The sequence below is a fragment of the Isoptericola haloaureus genome, from assembly GCF_036689775.1.
GTDB classification, from domain to species: domain Bacteria; phylum Actinomycetota; class Actinomycetes; order Actinomycetales; family Cellulomonadaceae; genus Isoptericola; species Isoptericola haloaureus.
Genome location: NZ_JBAGLP010000110.1, coordinates 160,222 through 178,099 on the forward strand (window position 1 = coordinate 160,222; position 17,878 = coordinate 178,099).

Here is a 17,878-nt window from a genome sequence, read left to right on the forward strand (position 1 = left end):
ATCTTGACGCGGGCGGGGCGGTCAGTCGCAGGTGAACGCCTCGAACGGGACGTCCTCGGTCGAGGTCACGTCCTCGCCGCCGACCACGGCGTGCCCCGTCACCGACACCGTACCGGCGGGCACCGCCGGGGACCGCGTACCGAACGTCCGGTGGACGTACCGGTCGGGTGCGACGTCCTCGACCGTCCGGGTCCCGTACGGCGTGTCCACCGTGACGGACACGGGGACGTCCGTGCCGTTCTGCACCCGCACGGCCAGGAACCCGCGGCCCCCCAGGCACCGTGGCTGGACGACGGTGTCCAGATCGAGCGGGGGCGTCGCGGAGGTGTCCGGCTCGACGGTCACGGTCAGGACCGGCGCCCCGTCGGCGGACCCCTGGTCCTCCGCGGTCGCGAAGGTCAGCGTCGCGCCCGTCGTGGGTTCCGTCCAGCGGTCGCCCGGGCCGAACGGCGCGTCGTCGAGCCCGGCCGCGGACCCCGGCGTCGCGTCGACGACGCGGAGCGGCCCGTCGCCGCTGCGCACCGAGGTGTCGACCGTGTAGACGAGCGCCCCGGTCGCGAGCGCGCCGTCGTCGTAGCCGGTCCGCTGCCGGTTCTCCACCACGACGGCCGTCGTCGCACCGACCGGCAGCACGAGCATCGCGTCCTGCGACGCGTCCGCCGACGCGGTGGCCGGGACCGGGACGAGCTCCGCCGACGACGGCGTCGTGCCGTCGGCGCAGACGACCTGTTCGTCGTCGATCCAGCCGAGCTGCCAGCGGCTCCACGTGAACAGCTCCGGTGCGTGCCCGGAGATCAGACCCATGAGGTCCCAGCCGCCCACGGCCGCGTGGTGGTTCCCCGGGTCGTCCGCGGGGGCCTCGGTCAGGTAGAGGTCCGGCAGTCCGAAGGTGTGACCGGACTCGTGCGCCAGGACGAGACCGCCCCAGGACCACTGGTCGGCACCGATGGTGACGGCGTGCGTGAGGCGGTTGCCGTCGACCGTGACGTCGAGGAAGTTCGTGGTGGGCGAGTAGCTGATGGCCTCGGCCTCCGCGGTCGCCACGACCCAGACGACGTCGGTGTCCGAGAAGTCGACGGACGGGTCGGCGGCCGCGACCGCGTCCTCGATGTACCGCACGTGCTCGGCGTAGGTCAGGCCCCGCTCGAACGGGTACGCGGTCGAGGGCTCCGGCATCCGCACCCACGAGTCCGACGCCGCCACCTGCAGCGCGAGCCGGCCGCCGGAGATGTCCTCGAGGTAGTCCACGCCGGAGCGCAGGTTGTCCCCGGCCGCGCCCAGGGTGTCCGCACCGGCGGGTGCGTCCGAGAAGTCGACGAAGACCGTCGTGGCGTGCACGGTGCCCGTCGCCGGGATCGCCTGGTCGTCCACGGGGAACCCGGCCCCCAGCCCGTCGACGGCCGCTGCCGGCCGACAGGCGTCGACACCGGCGGCCTCGTGGTCCGTGCCGTCCGTCGGCGCCCCGGAGGCCGCCGGCAAAGCCGTGAGGATCGTGGCGGCTGCGAGCAGCGCGCCGAGACCGGTCGTCGTGCGTCGTCGGATCATGCAGCGTCGTCCCTTCGCCGGGGGCGTCGTCCGCGTCCGCTCGGCCCTGAGGGGTGCGACGGCGTCCTGGTCGTGTCCTGCTGCGCGCCGTCGGTCCCGCGACGGTCCGCTCCGGTGCGGACGGTCGCGGCGGCGCCGCGGTCGGTCGGGTGCGAGTGTACTGAGTCCGCTGCTCAGCGCCCGATGAGCCCGGGCTTGCGCTCCATGCCGGACAGCCCGTTCCAGGCCAGGTTGACCAGGTGCGCGGCGACGTCGGACTTCTTCGGGCGGCGGGCGTCGAGCCAGTACTGCCCGGTCAGCGCCACCATCCCGACCAGCATCTGCGCGTACAGCGGGGCCACCTTGGGGTCCAGCCCGTTGCTGCGGAACTCCTCGGCCAGGATGTGCTCGACCTGGGAGGCGACGTCGCCGATCAAGGACGAGAACGTGCCCGTGGCCTGCGCGACGGGGGAGTCGCGGACCAGGATGCGGAAGCCGTCCTCGGAGGACTCGATGTACCCCAGCAGCGCCAGCGCCGTGCGCTCGACCATCACCTTGGGGTGGCCGCCCTCGGCGAGGGCCCCGGTGAGGGCGCCGGTCAGCGCCTGCACCTCGCGGTCGACGATGACGGCGTAGATGCCCTCCTTGCCGCCGAAGTGCTCGTAGACCACCGGCTTGGACACCTCGGCCGTGCTGGCGATCTCCTCGACGCTCGTGCCCTCGAAGCCCTTGGCGGCGAACAGCCCGCGACTGACCGCCACCAGCTGCTCCCGGCGTTGGCTCGCGGTCATCCGCGCACGCGGAGCACGCTTCGTCTCCCGGGGTTCAGCAGCCATGACGTCCATTCTGCCCGGTACCGGTCGCCGACGGCGCGGACGTCCACGGGCGGCGGTCGCTCCGGACCGGCCGCGGCGGGTGTGGTGCGCCCCACGTCCGCGGAGCATGCGGCGGCGCGGGATGTGTGCGAGCCACCCGTGGCGACCTGGCAGACTGAGGTCTGGATGTGCGACGCCCGACCCCGGTCGTCGTCGGCCCGACGGCGGAGCCGGGCGTGGTCCGGCACGCGTCGCGCACGATCCGCCTTGGTGTAATCGGCAGCACAAGGGTTTTTGGTGCCCTTGGTCCAGGTTCGAATCCTGGGGGCGGAGCTTGCGCCAGACCCCCGACAGAGACGGAGCAGCGGTGGTTTCCACGGCCCCCCAGGGCGACCAGCAGGCGGCGGACGGCTCGACGTCCGCAGTGCACGCCGACCCGCGACCGGCCGCGGTCGTGGTCCTGGCTGCCGGCCAGGGCACCCGGATGAAGTCCGCGGTCCCCAAGGTCCTGCACGGCATCGGCGGACGCACCATGCTGGGCCACGCCATGACCGCCGCCCGCGAGCTGGCGCCGGAGCACGTCGCCGTCGTGGTGCGGCACGAGCGCGAGCAGGTCGCCGCCGCGGCGCGCGAGCTGGACGAGGCCGCGCTCGTCGTCGACCAGGACGAGATCCCCGGGACGGGGCGGGCCGTGCAGTGCGCGCTCGACGCGCTGGACGTGCGCACGCACGCCACCCGTGCCGCCGACCTGGTGCACAGCGCCGACGAGGTCCACGACACCGACGGCGCGCACCCGCTGGGCGACGGGCTCGACGGTGCCGTCGTGGTGCTGGCCGGCGACATCCCGCTGCTCGACGGCGCCACGCTGGCCGAGCTGCTCGCCGCCCACCACGCGGACGGCAACGCCGTGACCGTGCTGACCACCGAGCTCGCCGACGCCACCGGCTACGGCCGGATCCTGCGCGAACCCGGCACCGGCGACGTCACCGCCATCGTCGAGCACAAGGACGCCACGGCCGAGCAGCGCGAGATCCGCGAGATCAACTCCTCGGTCTACGTGTTCGACGCCGCCGTGCTGCGCCGCGGCCTCGGCGGGCTCGGCAGCGACAACGCGCAGGGCGAGGTGTACCTCACCGACGTGATCGCCTCGGCACGGGCCGACGGCGGTGCGGTGCGCGCCGTGCTCTCCGACGACCCGATGCTCGTCGAGGGCGTCAACGACCGGCAGGCCCTGGCGACGCTCGGCGCCGAGCTGAACCGTCGCACCCTGGAGCGCTGGATGCGCGAGGGCGTGACCGTCGTCGACCCCGCCACCACCTGGGTGGACGTCGACGTCGAGCTCGCCCGCGACGTCACCCTGCTGCCCGGCACGCAGCTGCACGGCGCGACCACCGTCGCCGAGGGCGCGACGGTCGGCCCGGACACCACGCTGACCGACGTCGAGGTGGGCGAGCGGGCGAGCGTGGTGCGCACGCACGGCTCCCTGGCGGTGATCGGCGCGGACGCGACCGTCGGCCCCTTCGCCTACCTGCGGCCGAACACCGTGCTCGGCGCTCGCGGGAAGATCGGCACGTTCGTCGAGACGAAGAACACCGAGATCGGCGAGGGCTCGAAGATCCCGCACCTGTCGTACGTCGGCGACGCCACCATCGGCGCCGAGAGCAACATCGGCGCGGCCTCGGTGACCGTCAACTACGACGGCGTCCACAAGCACCGCACGGTGATCGGCTCCCACGCGCGCACCGGTGCGGACAACATGTTCGTCGCCCCCGTGACGATCGGCGACGGCGCCTACACGGCCGCCGGCAGCGTCGTCACGCGGGACGTCCCCGCCGGCGCGCTCGGCGTGAGCCGCCCGCAGCAGAAGAACATCGACGGCTGGGTGGAGCGGCGTCGCGCCGGCACGCCCGCCGCGGAGGCCGCCGCCCGCTCCCGCGACGAGGGCGACGAGGGCGCCGGCGGCCTCGGCCCGCAGGCGAAGCGCGAGCTGGCCGAGCACAATGCCCTCACAGGAGCGATCCCGAAGGTGTCGCGCACCGGCGACGCCGCCGACCCGGAGTCCTCCGAGTCCGCCTGAGACCGAGCCGCACCCAGCGAAGGAACCTCCCACTGATGAACACCTCCATCCCCGGTACCGGAGAGCGCACCCTCGTCCTCGCGGCCGGTCGTGCTCACCCTGCCCTCGCCGAGGACGTCGCCGAGGAACTGGGCATCAGCCTGCTGCCGACCTCGGCCTACGACTTCGCCAACAGCGAGACGTACGTCCGCTTCGGCGAGTCGGTCCGCGGGGCGGACATCTTCCTGCTGCAGAGCCACACGGCGCCGGTCAACCAGTGGCTCATGGAGCACCTGCTCATGGTCGACGCCGCCAAGCGCGCCTCGGCCCGCACGATCACGGTGGTGGCGCCGTTCTACGCCTACGCGCGCCAGGACAAGAAGTCCCGCGGCCGCGAGCCGATCTCGGCCCGTCTCGTCGCGGACATGCTGCACACCGCCGGTGCCGACCGGATCATGAGCGTGGACCTGCACACCGCCCAGATCCAGGGCTTCTTCGACGGGCCGGTCGACCACCTGTGGGCGATGCCGGTGCTGACCGACTACGTGCGCACGCGGGTGGACACCTCCAACGTGACCGTGGTCTCCCCGGACGCCGGGCGCATCCGCGTGGCCGAGCAGTGGGCGGCCAAGCTCGGCGGCGGCCCGCTGGCGTTCGTGCACAAGACGCGTGACGTCACGCGGCCCAACCAGGCCGTGGCCAACCGGGTCGTGGGCGACGTCGAGGGGCGCGACTGCGTGCTCGTCGACGACCTGATCGACACCGGCGGCACGATCTCCGAGGCGGCCAAGGTCTGCATGCAGGCGGGCGCGAAGTCCGTGATCGTGGCCGCGACGCACGGCGTGCTCTCGGACCCCGCCGCCCAGCGGCTCTCGGAGTCCGGCGCCGTCGAGGTCGTGGTGACCGACACGCTCCCGATCCCCGCCGAGAAGCGCTTCGACGGGCTGACCGTGCTGTCCATCGCGCCGCTGGTCGCCCGGGCGATCCGCGAGGTGTTCGACGACGGCTCGGTGACGTCGCTGTTCGACGGCAACCCCTGATCGACGCGGTGCGTCGCGACGCCGGGCGGTGAGTCAGGGCACGGCACCGAGGGTTTCGCCGGGGCGGCCGGACCGGGTACAGTAGACCGGTTGCCTCGGCGAGGGACGTCTGACGGGCAGCGGATCCGATCGGGTCGTGCTGCACGACGCAGGACTGCGTCGGACCTCCGTGATCGACTGGGCGGCTGCCGGAGCGGTGCTGATGCCCGCCCGTGCGGCGTCCGCGGTCGTGTCCGTCACGTGCCCCACGCCGACGCAGCCGCCCGCCCGTGCCGGCTTCGGTCGCGGGCAGCCGACGGTTCTGTCCGTCCGTCGGCACGCACAGCCTTCCCAGGAGTGATCCCCATGGCCGAGATCAAGCTCGCCTCCGAGGTCCGTACCGAGTTCGGCAAGGGCGCCGCCCGCCGCATCCGCCGCGCGAACAACATCCCCGCCGTCCTGTACGGCCACGGCACCGACCCGGTCCACATCACGCTGCCGGGCCACGCCACCATGCTGGCGGTGCGCCACACCAACGCCCTGATCGAGCTCACCTTCGACAACGGCACCGAGCTCGCCGTGGTCAAGGACATCCAGCGCCACCCGGTGCGCTGGGACATCGAGCACATCGACCTGCTGCTCGTGAAGAAGGGCGAGAAGATCGCCGTCGACGTCTGGGTCCAGGTCGAGGGCGAGTCCGCTCCCGGCACGATCCACTTCGTCGAGTCCCAGACGCTGTCGGTCGAGGCCGACGCCACCCAGATCCCCGAGTACATCCACGTGTCCATCGAGGGCCGTGAGTCGGGCGACAACATCCACGCCGGCGACATCGAGATGCCCGCGGGCGTCACGCTGCTGACCGACGAGGAGCACGCGGTCGTCACGATCACCGAGCCGCGCGGCGAGGAGTCCGCCGAGGAGGCCGACGAGGAGGCCGCCGGTTCCGCCGAGGCGGCCGAGGGCGAGTCCTCCGCCGAGTGATCCCGGCTCCTGCGGGAGCTGTCTCCCGCGGGAAGCCTCACACGCAGATGCGCCCGGCGGCGGCCACGTGCCGTCGTCGGGCGTTCTGCGTGCCCGGTAGGTTGCACCTGGCGAAAGGACGGAACGCATGTCTGACACCCCGTGGCTGGTGGTGGGTCTCGGCAACCCCGGACCGCGCTACGCCGGCAACCGCCACAACGTCGGGCACATGGTGCTCGACCTGCTCGCGGAGCGGACCGGCAGCCGCTTCGCGAAGCACGCACGCGCCCAGGCGGCCGTCGCCGAGACCCGTCTCGGCGTGCTGCCCGGGGGAGCCCCCGGCCCGCGCGTGGTGCTCGCCAAGCCCACGACGTACATGAACACCTCCGGGGGGCCGACGTCGGCGCTGGCGCAGTACTACGGGATCGACCCCGAACGCGTGCTCGTCGTGCACGACGAGGTGGACGTCCCGTTCGACTCCCTCAAGCTGAAGACCGGCGGCGGCGAGGGCGGCCACAACGGGCTGCGGGACATCTCCAAGGCACTCGGGACCCGCGACTACACGCGGGTGCGCGTCGGGGTCGGGCGTCCGCCGGGGCGGATGGACACGGCGGACTACGTGCTCAAGGACTTCTCGGGCAGCGAGCGCAAGGGCCTGCCGATGGTGCTCGAGGACGCCGCCGACGCCGTCGAGATGGTCGCGACCGAGGGTCTGCTGGCCGCGCAGGGGAAGTTCCACCAACGCAGCCCGCTCTGAGGCGGCGGCTTTCACCCGCTGGAGTGCCCGGTTTCGACCGTTCGTGCGGAACCGGTGCGCCTACTCTGGACAGGACGCAGTGCTGCTGTGACCTGACCGAGGGGAGAGCACCGTGGCCGCGACCGTGGCGCTCGCGCACGACTACGCGACGCAGCGTGGTGGTGCGGAGCGTGTCGCCCTCCTGCTGGCGGAGGCGTTCCCGGGCGCACCGATGCACACCACGCTCTACGACCCGGCGGGGACGTTCCCGGGGTTCGCGGACCTCGACCTGCGCACCTCGGCGCTGAACCGGGTCGGCGCACTGCGTCGGCACCACCGGCTCGCGCTGCCCCTGCTGGCTCCCGCCGTCGGCCGGCAGCGGGTCGACGCCGACGTCCTCGTGACCTCGTCGACGGGCTGGGCGCACGGGTACCGCGGTGCACGCCGCACCGTCGTCTACTGCCACGCACCGGCCCGGTGGCTCTACCAGACCGACCGCTACCTGGGTCCGGGAGGCGGCCGGGCGGCGCACCGCGCCCGGCGCGGCCTGGCGCGCGGAGCCGTCGCGACGTTCGGTCCCGCGCTGCGCCGGTGGGACGTCGCGGCCGCCCACCGGGCCGACAGGTATCTGGCGAACTCCACGGTGACCCGGCGAGCGGTCCAGGAGGCGTACGGCATCGAGGCCGAGGTGCTCCCGCCTCCGCCGGCGATGCTGCCCGACGGCGAGATGACGGCCGTGCCGGGCGTGGAACCAGGCTTCCTGCTCTGCGTGGCGCGGCTGCTGCCGTACAAGAACGTCGACGTGGTCGTCGCCGCGGCGCTCGCGACAGGACGTGAGCTGGTCGTGGTCGGTGACGGGCCCGAGCGCGACCGACTCGCCGCGACGACAGTTCGCGGTCCCGGGACCCCCGGGCGCGTCCACCTGCTCGGCCGGGTCGACGACGCCCGGCTGCGGTGGCTCTACGCGCACGCGGACGTGCTCGTCGCGGCCTCGTACGAGGACTACGGGTTGTCGCCGCTGGAGGCCGGTGCGTTCGGGCGTCCGTCCGTCGTGCTCCGCGACGGGGGCTACCTGGACACGGTGGTCGAGGGGCGGACCGGGATCTTCTTCGACGCGCCCTCGGCACCGCTCGTGGCCGATGCGATCGAGGCCGCGGCCGCCCACCCGTGGGACGACGACGCGATCAAGCAGCACGTGGCCGCGTTCGGCGCGGAACGGTTCGTCCGGCGGCTCCGCGAGGTGGTCGAGGACGTGTGGGACGCGGGCGGCCCTGTCTCCGCCGCGCACGGAGGTGGTCGTCGATGACGCTCAGAGAGTTCCTGCAGACGGTCTGGGCGGGCAAGTACTACGTCGTGGCGGCCGTCTTGCTCGTGCTGGGGGGGACGTTCCTCTACCTCGACCGGCAGGACACCGTCTTCGAGTCCACCGCGACCGTGACGGTCGCCGGCACGGACGCGGTGCCCGGCGCCGAGACCGGCACCTCGGTGAGCGTCGACGCCGATCCCGAGCAGGTGCACGAACCCGCCGTGGTCGACGCGGCCGCCGAGCAGCTCGACGAGGACCCCACCGTCCTCGTGGGCGCCACGAGCGGCTCCTACGACGCCGAGACCCAGACCCTGTCCGTCACGGCGCAGGGCAGCACGGCCGAGCAGGCCGTCGGCCGGGCGAACGCGGTCGCGGAGGCCTACGTCGCCTTCATGCCGACCGTGCTGGAGGAGCAGCTCGCGGCCCTCGACGACCGTCGCCAGGCGTTGCGCGAGCAGCTGGCGCCGGTCCGCCGGGAGCTCAGGGGATCGGCCGACGACCCGTTGGCCACCGCCGAGCAGGACACCATCGTGGAGCAGTACCGGGCCGTCTCGGCACTGCACAGCAGCTTCCAGTCGATCTCCGAGCCCGCCGTGCTCGACGCCCCGGCCACCTCGGCCGTGCCGCAGGGCCTGCCCCCGGCGCTCGTCGCGGCCCTGGGGGTGCTCGTCGGACTCGTGGCAGGGGTCGGCCTGGCGTTCGCGCGCCGCGGGCTGGACCTGCGGGTCCGCACCCCGGGGGAGGCCGCCCGCCTCGCCGAGGTCCCGGTGCTCGCCGGGCTCCACGACGTCCGTGCCACGGCCAAGGAGTTCCGACGGACCGGCCACCTGCCGGTCACGAGCCGGCACGCGTCGCCGTTCACCGAGTCGGTCCGCGAGCTGCGCACCGCCGTCCGCGTGTCGCTGGGCGACGTACGGCAGGCGATCGTCGTCGTCACGGCGGCCGACCCGCACGCGCCGCGGGCGTTCATCACCGCCAACCTCGCGGCGTCGTTCGCCCTGAGCGGCCGGTCCACCCTGCTGCTGTCCGGGGACCTGCGACGGCCCGAGGTCGAGGAGACCGTCGGCGAGGGCGAGCACCCGGCGGACACGTCGGAGCGGATCCGCCCGACCCACATCCCGAACCTGCGCCTGGTCAGCATCCACAACGAGGCGATGGACCCGGCCGACTACCTGGCGACCGCCGAGGTGCGCAGCCTGCTCGAGGAGCTGCGCGAGGAGGCGGCCATCATCGTCGTCGACGCACCTCCCGTCCTCGCCGCCGCCGACGCGACGATCCTCGGCGGCTACGCCGACGGCGTCGTGCTGATCGCCTCCCTCGAGCGCACGGACCGCGTGGTCCTGCAGGAGGCGGCCGGACGCCTCCGCATCAACCACGTCCCGCTCGTCGGGCTGGCGCTCAGCGGCGTCAAGGGCGATCGCCGCATGCGGTACGCCTCCAGCTACGGGACCGACGCCCCGGTCGCCGCCGACTCCCCGTCCGAGGGCCCCGCGGAGAGCGCGGACGAGACGGCGGGGGGCGACGAGGGCGGGGCGTGGGCCACGTCCGGCGACGACTCCGGTGCCGCACGCGACGAGCCGGCCGACAGCGGTGCCGCGTCGGCGGACGACCCGGACCGGTCCCGGGCGGCGTCGGTCCCCGGGCGGGACCGGATGTCGTCCGACCATCCGTCGATGTGGTGAGCGCACCGGTCCGACCGGTCCGTGTCCTGGTCGTCGACCACACGGCCCAGCTCGGCGGCGCCGAGCTCGCGCTGCTCCGGCTGTGCCGGGAGCTCGACCCGGCCCAGGTGTCGGTGCGATGCCTGCTGCTCGCCGACGGGCCGCTGGTCGCCGAGCTCACGCGTGCCGGGGTGCCGACCCGGGTGCTGCCCCTCGTCCCGCGGCTGTCCACGGTCTCCCGTTCGCGCGTCGGGGCGCTGGTGCGCGCGACGGTGCCGTCGTCGGGCGCGGTCCTGCGGTTCCTCGTCGAGCTCACGGGCCTCCTCCGGCGGTGCCGTCCCGACGTCGTCCACTCCACGTCGCTCAAGGCGGACCTGCTGACGCTCGGCCCGGCCCTCCTGGCCGGCCGACCCCTCGTCTGGCACGTGCACGACCGGATCGCCCCCGACTACCTGCCCGCCGTCCTCGTCCGGCTCGTCCGGCTGGCGGCGCGGCTGCCGACGCGGCTCGTGGCGAACTCCCGGGCCACGGCGGCGACGCTGCCCCGCGCGGCCGTCGTCGTTCACCCCGGGCTGGGTGCCGACCAGGTGCGGGACCGCCCGCGCCCGGTGCCGCAGGGCGCCGCGGTCGTCGGGATCCTCGGACGGATCAGCCCGACCAAGGGGCAGCTCGAGCTGGTCCGTGCCCTGCCCGAGATCCTGGCCCACCACCCGCACGTCGAGTGCCGGGTCGTGGGGGCGCCCCTCTTCGGACAGGAGGACCACGCCCGCCGCGTCCGTGCCGAGGCGCGGCGGCTCGGCGTCGCCGACCGCGTCCGGTGGGTCGGTCCGGTGGCCGACCCGAGCGCCGAGCTCGACCGGACGACGGTGCTCGTGCACGCCTCGCCGGTGCCCGAGCCCTTCGGTCAGGTCGTGGTCGAGGCGATGGCGCGCGGGGTCCCCGTGGTCGCGACGGACGCGGGCGGCGTCCCGGAGATCGTCGGCCGCGGTCGCGAGGGGCGCGGGGTCCTCGTGCGGCCCGGCGACGTCCCGGCGCTGGCCCGGGCGGTCGTCGAGGTGCTCGACGACCTGCCCCGCGCGCAGGAGCGGGCCGACCGCGCGCACGCCGAGGTGTCCGGCACCCTGACGGCGCGGCGGACGGCGGAGCAGGTCACGGCCGTCTGGCGGGAGGTCGCACGCAGCGGGCGACGACGTCGGCCATGTCGACGGCGCGGGCCGTCCAGGTAGGCACGTCGGGCGGGACGTCGGCCGTCGGGGCGCGCGACCGCAGCGTGGCCCGCACGGCACCAGGGAAGTCCGCCGGTGCGACCACCCGGACCTGGGGGTCGGACCGGTCACGGAAGCCGGCGACGGGTGTGGACACGACGGGCCGGCCGGCCGCGAGGTACTCGTAGAGCTTGATCGGGTCGAGGCTGTCGGTGAAGGCGTCGACCACGTGGGGGACGATCAGCACGTCCGCGTGCTGGAGATAGGCCGGGACGCTGCGCCAGTCCCGCGCGCCGAGCAGCTGCACGCCGATCTCCTCCAGCCGGGCCCGGTCCTCGCGGGCGACGTCGACGACCGGGCCCACGAGCACGACGGACCCGTGCCCGTGCACCGCGCGAGCGGTCGCCTCGAGCAGCCCGACGTCGAACCGGTCGGGGTGGACCGTGCCCAGGTAGAGCGCGACCGGGCTCTCGGGCAGGTCCTCGGGCCGGGCGTGCGGCGCCCGGTAGCGTCCGACGTCGACGGCGTTGCTGATCAGCGTCACGGGACGTGCGGCACCCTTCGTCGCCGCGAGGCCGGGGGAGCAGACCACGACCTCGGCGCAGCGCTCGAGCAGGACGCCCTCGTCCCGGACCAGCCGTCCGTGCTCCGCCGCGGTGCGCTCGGCCGCCAGCCAGTCGTCGGTGACGTCGTAGAGGGCCGGCCAGCCGGAGTCCCGCAGCAGCGTCGCGGCGGCCGGGTCGTTGACCCACAGCACCGGCGACATGCCGAGCCGACGCGCCGCGCGGACCGTCGCGCGCGCCAGGCGTTCGTCGGCGCGGTGGTCGAGCCGTCGCGGCAGGGGCTTGGTGGGCTGGTAGAGCCAGAGGCGTCCCGCCGCGACGCCGTCGACGGCAGGCGCAGGCCGCAGCCCCCGACCCGTGCGGGGAGCCCGTCCCCGGCGCAGCGCGAACAGCGGGTCGGCGGCCGGTTCGACCACGAGGAACCGCAGCGCGGGGTCGGCGCGGAGCATCTCGGCGACGAGGTACTGGTTCCGCCGCCACACGGCGTCCCAGGCCTCGAGGGACACGAGCACGACGTCGGTCACGAGGCGCCCCGGACGTCTCGGTAGGTGCGGACCGTCGTCTCGGCCTGGACGTCCGGGCTGAACAGCCGGCGCTGGCGGTCCCGTGCCTCGGCCGCCGTCGCGTCCCTCCGCGCCGGGGAGGCTGCGAGCGCGCCGAGCGCCCGGCCCGCCGCGGCTGCGTCGTCCGGCGGGCAGAGCACGTCGGGGTCGAGCCCGCGCAGCAGCTCCCGGTGCCCACCGGCGTCGGCGGCGACGACCGGCAGGCCCGCGGCCATGGCCTCGAGGACGCTGAGGCCCAGTCCTTCCACCGGGCAGGGCGCCAGCAGCAGGGCGGCGGTCGTCATGAGCTGCTCGACGTCGTCGCGGACGCCCAGGAACCGGACGTCCTCGACGATGCCGAGCTCGCTCGCGCGCTTCTCCAGGGCGGGCCGCTCGGACCCGTCGCCCGCCACCTCCAGCGTCCAGCCGTCCCGGGCGAGGCCGGAGACGGCGAAGGCCTCGAGGGCCCGGTCCGTCCGCTTCTCGGGCTCGAGCCGCTGGGCGACGAGGACGGTGGGCGTCCTGGACGCGGCCGGCGCCGGCGTGGTCGGCACGGGGTCGACTCCCGGGTGGACGACGACGCAGTCACCGTCCACGGCCTCGGCGACGAACCGGCTCACCGCGATCTGGGCGGTGACACGGTGCCGTGCTACGGCGCCGACGAGGGGCCCGAGCCGTCCGGAGCCGCGCCGTCGGGCGAAGTGCCGGGTCGTGACCACCGGGCCGACGTCCGGCCGCAGCGTCCCCGCCACGGTGGCGGCGATCTCGGCGGCGGTCATGTGCACGTGGACGACGTCGGCGCCCGGGCCGTGGCGGAGCAGCGCCCGGACGACGTCGGGCGTCGTCGCCGCCGGGACGTGCCGCACGGGCGCCCCGTCGAGGGTCCGGCGGACGGGTCGGGCGTCCCCGCCGACCATCGTGACCTGATGGCCGAGGGCGGACTGCGCCCGCGCCAGGCGGGCGACGTGACGCTCCACCCCGGCGAACCCGTCCGACCGGACGGCGTGCAGGATCCTCATGCGAGCTGCTCCAACAGGTCGAGGTACTGCTGCGAGACCGTCCCCCAGTCGTGCTGCTCCGCGGTCTTGCGCGCCGCGTGCCGTGCCGCCGCCAGCGCGTCGTCGTCCAGCGCGGCGACGGCGCGCAGCCCGGTCCGCACACCGGCGACGGTGCGTTCGACGAGCCAGCCGTTGCGCCCGTCGTCGACGACGTCGGGGGCGTAGCCCACCGGCGTCGCCACCACCGGGACGCCGCACGCCAGGGCTTCCAGCACGACCAGCGCGTTCGCCTCGTAGGCGCTGGGCAGCGCCAGGGCGTCGGCCGCCCGAAGCCAGGGCCGCGGGTCGGCGACCGCTCCGGCCAGGTGGACCCGGGACGCGGTGCCCAGCCGGGCGAGGAGCCGACGGACGTCGGCGAGCATGTCCGGCGTGCCGCCGACCACGGTCACGTGCACCGCGGGCAGGTCCGCCGCGGCCCGCAGCAGGAGGTCGAGCCCCTTGCGGTCGAACTCGTGGCCGACGAACACCACGTGGGTGGCCCCCTCGGGGACGTCGGCACGGACACGGGCCTCCGCCCGGTCGGCCTCCGTGGGCGGCGTGAAGCGCTCCACGTCGACCCCGTTGCCGATCACCGCCGTGGGGACGCGCAGCCCTCCGTACCAGCGGCGCAGCGCGTCGCGCTCGCTGCTGGTCAGGCTGACCACGGCCCGGTGCGTGCCGGTGCGGTAGCGGATCGCGTCGCGCACCGTGGTCAGGACGTGCAGCGGGTTGCGCAGCATGCGCCGGACGAACGCCCCCCGTGCGTGCATGGCCGCCGCGACGATGCCGTGGTTGACGTAGACGTCGCCGGCGAGCACGTCGTTGTGGCAGACGCTGAGCGTCCCGGGCTCGCGGGCGAGCAGACGGCGCGCGCGGACCGTCCCCACGGTGCTGAACCACACCACGCGCGCTGCCAGCGCCAACCTGCCGCGGACACCCGACCCCGGTGCCGGGAGCCAGGAACCGCCCGCGTCCTCGAGCGTGAACCGCGCGGTCCGCACGCCGCGCCGCTGCCACTCCTGCTCGAGGTGGTGGGCGACGGCGCCGACCCCGGTGCCCGGGCCGATGGTGGGAGCGATCTGCAGGATCCTCATGGTCGCCCGGTCCCCGCCTCGTCCAGCGACCCGAGCGGCACGCTCGGTTCTCGCCGGTGGCTCCCGGACCCGACCGTGTCCCGTGACCGGGCGTAGGCCTCGGCCCCGACGCAGACGCCGGCGATCGCCATCGGCACGGACACGACCACCGCCGTCCAGAACAGGTCGAACTGGCCCTGCACCAGCTTGGCCAGCACGACCGCGACGGCGAGCGTGCCGAAGCGACGGTCCGCGCGCCACAGCACGATGAGCGTGCCGCCGAACAGCACGACGAACCCGGCCAGGCCGACCACGCCGGTGGTCGAGAGCACCTCCAGCTCGGCGTTCGGCGGCTGGAAGGAGTACTCCGTGCGGCCGGACGACCACCAGCGCAGCCCGACGCCGAACCACGGGCTCGTCCGCCACACCTCGAGGCTCTGCTCGAACCAGGTGAGCCGCTGGTTGGCCGAGTTGAACTCGTTGTCCGCGGAGAGCTGTTCGGCGACCGCGAGGAACACGGCCCACACCGCGGGGATCGCGGCCAGGAGGATGAGCTTGGAGCGCTTGCGGTCGGGGTCGCCGCGCAGCGTGACGAGGATGACCCCGACGGCCAGGGCGACGAGGGCCTGCCGTGCCTGGGAGGCGACGGTCCCGGCCGCGCACGCCCAGAACGCCGCCCAGGCGAACCAGCGCGGCCACCCGACCCACGAGGGTCGGGCCCAGGCGACCAGCGCGGCGAAGCACAGCACGCAGCCGACGAGGTTCTTGTGCATCGCCCAGGGCCAGTCGAGGTAGACCGGGCCCGTGTAGCCGGCGGCGAGCTGCTGGAGCGCCGTCATCAGGGTCAGGACGGCGATCACCAGGCAGGCGCCCAGGAACAGCGTCAGGCCGACGCGGGCTCGGCCCGCCCGCCCGACCGACCACCCGACGACGAGCGCGCCGGCCGTGGAGAGCCAGGCGTGGAACCACTCGACGGTGTTCTCCAGGTACGGGTTGGCGAGGACCGTGAAGAGCGTGGCCATCTGGTAGACGACGGTGAGCCACAGCAGCGAGCGCATCGTGGGGGAGAAGGGCCGCGGTGCCAGGAGGACCGCCGCGCAGAGCGCGCCGAAGAGCGCGACGTCGCTGACCGACAGGTCGAGGCCGCCGGCCCCGACCCGCAGGATGATCACGAGGGCGGGCATCGCGAGGACCGGCAGCGCGACGGGGTCGTAGAAGGTGAGGCCGACGACGAGCACCAGCAACGCCAGGCCGAGCGCGACCTCGGTGTGCTCCGGGAGCAGGAAGCCGATGACCGCGAGGCCGGCGGCGACCGCGGTCAGACCCAGCACCCGGCCCGCGACGATCACGGGCCGGCCGTCCGCAGTCGGCGCTCGGCGGCCGCCGGCCCGCCCACGTAGAGCCGGAGGCGTCGCCGGGCGGTCTCGTGCCGGTCGCCTCGCGTCACGGCCGTGCGCACCGCGGCGCCGAGGACGGACCCGGCGCGGGCGACCTGCCATCCGGCGGCACCGAAGTGCTTGCGCTGGAAGTGCTCCTGGGAGGCGTAGAAGTGCGTGTCGCGGCGCGTGGCGTCCGCGGAGCTCGCGCCGCCGAGGTGTCGTGCCTCGACGTCGGGGTCGACGACGTGACGCCAGCCGCGGCGGTTCGCGCGGTAGGCCCAGTCGGACTCCTCGGCGTAGAGGAAGAACCGTTCGTCGAACCCTCCGACGTCGTCCAACGCCTCCGCGGCCAGCAGCAGGACCGAACCGACGACGAAGCTGCGCCGGGCGGGGACCCGGCGGAGCCCGCCCAGCCCCAGCGCCTCGACCCAGGCGCCCATCGGCGACGGATAGGGCCAGACGACCCGGGCGGGACGGTCGTCGCCGTCGACCTGCCGGGGCCCGACGCTCGCGATGCCGGGTCCTCGGTGCAGCGTGCGCTGGAGCCGGGCGACGTCGTCGGGCTCCACCACGGCGTCCGGGTTGAGCAGCAGGACGTCGCGGCCGGGGTGCCGACGGTGCGCCAGGGCGTGGTTCACCCCGGCGGCGAACCCCCCGTTGCGACCGGGGTCGAGATAGAGGGCGCCGGCCTGCTCCGCGATCTCCCGGATGCCCGGCAGGGAGGAGTTGTCCACGACGGTCAGGGGGTAGGCGCCGACGAGCGGGTCGAGGGCCTGGCGGACCAGCTCGGTTCCGCCGTAGGCGACGACCACGACCTCCGGCGGATCGACGGCCGGGACCGGCGGGTCGAGCACGCGCTCGTAGAGGTCGAGGTACGCCGCGGCCACCGACGACCAGGAGCACCGCGCGGCCGTCTCGAGGCCTGCGGCGCGCATCCGGTCGGCGAGCCCGGGTTCGTCGACGACCTGGGTCAGGGCGGTCGCCAGGGCGCGCGCGTCGCCGGGCGGGACGAGCAGCCCGGCGTCGCCGACGACGTCCGGCAGCGCCCCCGAGGCGCTCGCGACGACGGGAGTCCCGCACGCCATCGCCTCGACGGCGACGCGGCCGAACTGCTCGACCCAGCCCGGCGTGGTCAGCGACGGCACGGCGAGGACGTCCACGGAGCGGTAGAAGGCGCCGAGGTCCTCGCCCTCGAGCGCCCCGACGAGCCGGGCACGGCCGTGCGCGTGCCCGGCCGTCCGGACGGCCGCGGCCAGCGTGCCCCCGCCGGCCACGACGAGGCGGAGCCGGGGCTCCAGCTCGAGGGCACGCAGGAGCACGGCCACGCCCTTGTGCTCCTCGAGGCGTCCGGCCAGGCCGACCACGATCTCCCCGTCGCCGGGCTGGGGACGTCGACGCCGGTCGCGCGGGTCCGGGTCCTGCGGTTCCACGCCGAGCGGGATCGTCGCGACCGGGCCCCGCAGGCCCTTGTCCCGCAGGATCACGGCGGCCCCGGCGTTGCAGGTGTGGGCCCCGCCGGCGTGCCGGAGCACGGCACGCTCGAGCGCGCCGAACGGCCACGGGTAGCGCTTGGGCAGGTTCTGGGCGCTGTAGACGAGGTAGGGCGGGGCCGGGGAAGGCCGTCCGCGCAGCCGGTCGACGGCGCGCCGCGCCGCCCGGACCGCGAGCACCTCGGCCGTGGCCAGGGCGAACGGCTCTTCGTGGACGTCGAGGAGGTCGTGCGAGCGGCCGAGCACGCGCCAGAGGGCGATCGGGTCGTAGAGGAACAGCGCCGGGTGCGTCCCGACGGTCCGCGCGCCGCGGACGTCCTCGCCCGGACGAGGCCGGAGAGGGACCTGCCGCCCGCCCTCGGACCAGCTGCGCGCGCTCAGCAGGGCGACGTCGACGCCCCGGCGACGCAGCTCGCGCTCGCGGTCACGCCAGGCGTCCACGACGGCGCTGTGGGAGACGCGCACGACCCTCATGAGGCAGATCGTCTCCCGGCGGGGTGGCCGGTGAAACC

At 74.8% G+C, this 17,878-nt stretch carries 14 protein-coding genes and 1 tRNA gene; 8 read left to right on the forward strand and 7 right to left on the reverse strand.

What is annotated here, in order from left to right; translation table 11 throughout:
- Nucleotides 1-21: 21 nt before the first annotated feature.
- A complete protein-coding gene (locus V5O49_RS04625) occupies nucleotides 22-1,545 on the reverse strand; it encodes a M6 family metalloprotease domain-containing protein (protein ID WP_332901205.1) in 1,524 nt (507 codons plus the stop codon).
- A 173-nt stretch (nucleotides 1,546-1,718) separates the two neighbouring features.
- On the reverse strand, nucleotides 1,719-2,315 hold the full coding sequence (locus tag V5O49_RS04630) for a TetR/AcrR family transcriptional regulator (RefSeq protein ID WP_278237538.1): 597 nt from the start codon (nucleotides 2,313-2,315) through the stop codon (nucleotides 1,719-1,721).
- 285 nt (nucleotides 2,316-2,600) lie between these two features.
- Here V5O49_RS04630 and V5O49_RS04635 point away from each other — a divergent pair.
- The 8 genes from V5O49_RS04635 (at nucleotide 2,601) to V5O49_RS04670 (ending at nucleotide 11,303) form a co-directional block, all read left to right on the forward strand.
- Nucleotides 2,601-2,672: transfer RNA gene (locus tag V5O49_RS04635), tRNA-Gln, on the forward strand.
- Nucleotides 2,673-2,823: 151 nt separating this feature from the next.
- Complete coding sequence (gene glmU, locus V5O49_RS04640; RefSeq protein ID WP_405001142.1) at nucleotides 2,824-4,416, forward strand: bifunctional UDP-N-acetylglucosamine diphosphorylase/glucosamine-1-phosphate N-acetyltransferase GlmU; 1,593 nt, start codon at nucleotides 2,824-2,826, stop codon at nucleotides 4,414-4,416.
- 35 nt (nucleotides 4,417-4,451) lie between these two features.
- Nucleotides 4,452-5,435 (forward strand): ribose-phosphate diphosphokinase, encoded by a 984-nt coding sequence (locus tag V5O49_RS04645; RefSeq protein ID WP_278235268.1) that lies wholly within the window; start codon nucleotides 4,452-4,454, stop codon nucleotides 5,433-5,435.
- Nucleotides 5,436-5,780: 345 nt separating this feature from the next.
- The gene (locus V5O49_RS04650; protein ID WP_332901206.1) at nucleotides 5,781-6,395 is read left to right on the forward strand and encodes a 50S ribosomal protein L25/general stress protein Ctc; all 615 of its coding nucleotides are present in this window, start codon (nucleotides 5,781-5,783) and stop codon (nucleotides 6,393-6,395) included.
- Nucleotides 6,396-6,522: 127 nt separating this feature from the next.
- The gene (gene pth, locus V5O49_RS04655) at nucleotides 6,523-7,131 is read left to right on the forward strand and encodes an aminoacyl-tRNA hydrolase (RefSeq protein ID WP_332901207.1); all 609 of its coding nucleotides are present in this window, start codon (nucleotides 6,523-6,525) and stop codon (nucleotides 7,129-7,131) included.
- A gap of 112 nt (nucleotides 7,132-7,243) precedes the next feature.
- Nucleotides 7,244-8,416 (forward strand): glycosyltransferase, encoded by a 1,173-nt coding sequence (locus tag V5O49_RS04660; protein ID WP_332901208.1) that lies wholly within the window; start codon nucleotides 7,244-7,246, stop codon nucleotides 8,414-8,416.
- On the forward strand, nucleotides 8,413-10,098 hold the full coding sequence (locus tag V5O49_RS04665; RefSeq protein WP_332901209.1) for a tyrosine-protein kinase domain-containing protein: 1,686 nt from the start codon (nucleotides 8,413-8,415) through the stop codon (nucleotides 10,096-10,098). Before V5O49_RS04660 ends, V5O49_RS04665 begins: the two co-directional genes overlap by 4 nt.
- Entirely contained in the window at nucleotides 10,095-11,303 is a 1,209-nt protein-coding gene (locus V5O49_RS04670) for a glycosyltransferase (protein WP_332901210.1), read from the forward strand. The genes V5O49_RS04665 and V5O49_RS04670 overlap by 4 nt, the downstream gene beginning before the upstream one ends.
- On the opposite strand, the gene V5O49_RS04675 is transcribed toward V5O49_RS04670, so the two are convergent.
- Genes V5O49_RS04675 through V5O49_RS04695 form a run of 5 tightly spaced genes read right to left on the reverse strand, consistent with a single transcriptional unit; the run spans nucleotide 11,227 to nucleotide 17,840 of the window.
- Nucleotides 11,227-12,369, reverse strand: a complete 1,143-nt coding sequence (locus V5O49_RS04675) for a glycosyltransferase (protein ID WP_332901211.1) — start codon at nucleotides 12,367-12,369, stop codon at nucleotides 11,227-11,229. The genes V5O49_RS04670 and V5O49_RS04675 overlap by 77 nt on opposite strands.
- Nucleotides 12,366-13,406 (reverse strand): glycosyltransferase family 4 protein, encoded by a 1,041-nt coding sequence (locus V5O49_RS04680; protein WP_332901212.1) that lies wholly within the window; start codon nucleotides 13,404-13,406, stop codon nucleotides 12,366-12,368. Before V5O49_RS04680 ends, V5O49_RS04675 begins: the two co-directional genes overlap by 4 nt.
- On the reverse strand, nucleotides 13,403-14,518 hold the full coding sequence (locus V5O49_RS04685) for a glycosyltransferase family 4 protein (protein WP_332901213.1): 1,116 nt from the start codon (nucleotides 14,516-14,518) through the stop codon (nucleotides 13,403-13,405). The genes V5O49_RS04680 and V5O49_RS04685 overlap by 4 nt, the downstream gene beginning before the upstream one ends.
- Nucleotides 14,515-15,846 (reverse strand): O-antigen ligase family protein, encoded by a 1,332-nt coding sequence (locus V5O49_RS04690; RefSeq protein ID WP_332901214.1) that lies wholly within the window; start codon nucleotides 15,844-15,846, stop codon nucleotides 14,515-14,517. The genes V5O49_RS04685 and V5O49_RS04690 overlap by 4 nt, the downstream gene beginning before the upstream one ends.
- Complete coding sequence (locus tag V5O49_RS04695; protein ID WP_332901215.1) at nucleotides 15,843-17,840, reverse strand: glycosyltransferase; 1,998 nt, start codon at nucleotides 17,838-17,840, stop codon at nucleotides 15,843-15,845. The genes V5O49_RS04690 and V5O49_RS04695 overlap by 4 nt, the downstream gene beginning before the upstream one ends.
- Nucleotides 17,841-17,878 lie beyond the last annotated feature (38 nt).

Excerpts from the sequence above, each read along its gene's own strand:
- glmU (WP_405001142.1), top strand. The coding sequence starts at position 2,824 with ATGAAGTCCGCGGTCCCCAAGGTCCTGCACGGCATCGGCGGACGCACC.
- V5O49_RS04650 (WP_332901206.1), top strand. The coding sequence starts at position 5,781 with ATGGCCGAGATCAAGCTCGCCTCCGAGGTCCGTACCGAGTTCGGCAAG.
- V5O49_RS04685 (WP_332901213.1), bottom strand. The coding sequence starts at position 14,518 with ATGAGGATCCTGCAGATCGCTCCCACCATCGGCCCGGGCACCGGGGTC.
- V5O49_RS04645 (WP_278235268.1), top strand. The coding sequence starts at position 4,452 with ATGAACACCTCCATCCCCGGTACCGGAGAGCGCACCCTCGTCCTCGCG.
- V5O49_RS04695 (WP_332901215.1), bottom strand. The coding sequence starts at position 17,840 with ATGAGGGTCGTGCGCGTCTCCCACAGCGCCGTCGTGGACGCCTGGCGT.
- V5O49_RS04665 (WP_332901209.1), top strand. The coding sequence starts at position 8,413 with ATGACGCTCAGAGAGTTCCTGCAGACGGTCTGGGCGGGCAAGTACTAC.
- pth (WP_332901207.1), top strand. The coding sequence starts at position 6,523 with ATGTCTGACACCCCGTGGCTGGTGGTGGGTCTCGGCAACCCCGGACCG.
- V5O49_RS04625 (WP_332901205.1), bottom strand. The coding sequence starts at position 1,545 with ATGATCCGACGACGCACGACGACCGGTCTCGGCGCGCTGCTCGCAGCC.
- V5O49_RS04630 (WP_278237538.1), bottom strand. The coding sequence starts at position 2,315 with ATGACCGCGAGCCAACGCCGGGAGCAGCTGGTGGCGGTCAGTCGCGGG.
- V5O49_RS04680 (WP_332901212.1), bottom strand. The coding sequence starts at position 13,406 with ATGAGGATCCTGCACGCCGTCCGGTCGGACGGGTTCGCCGGGGTGGAG.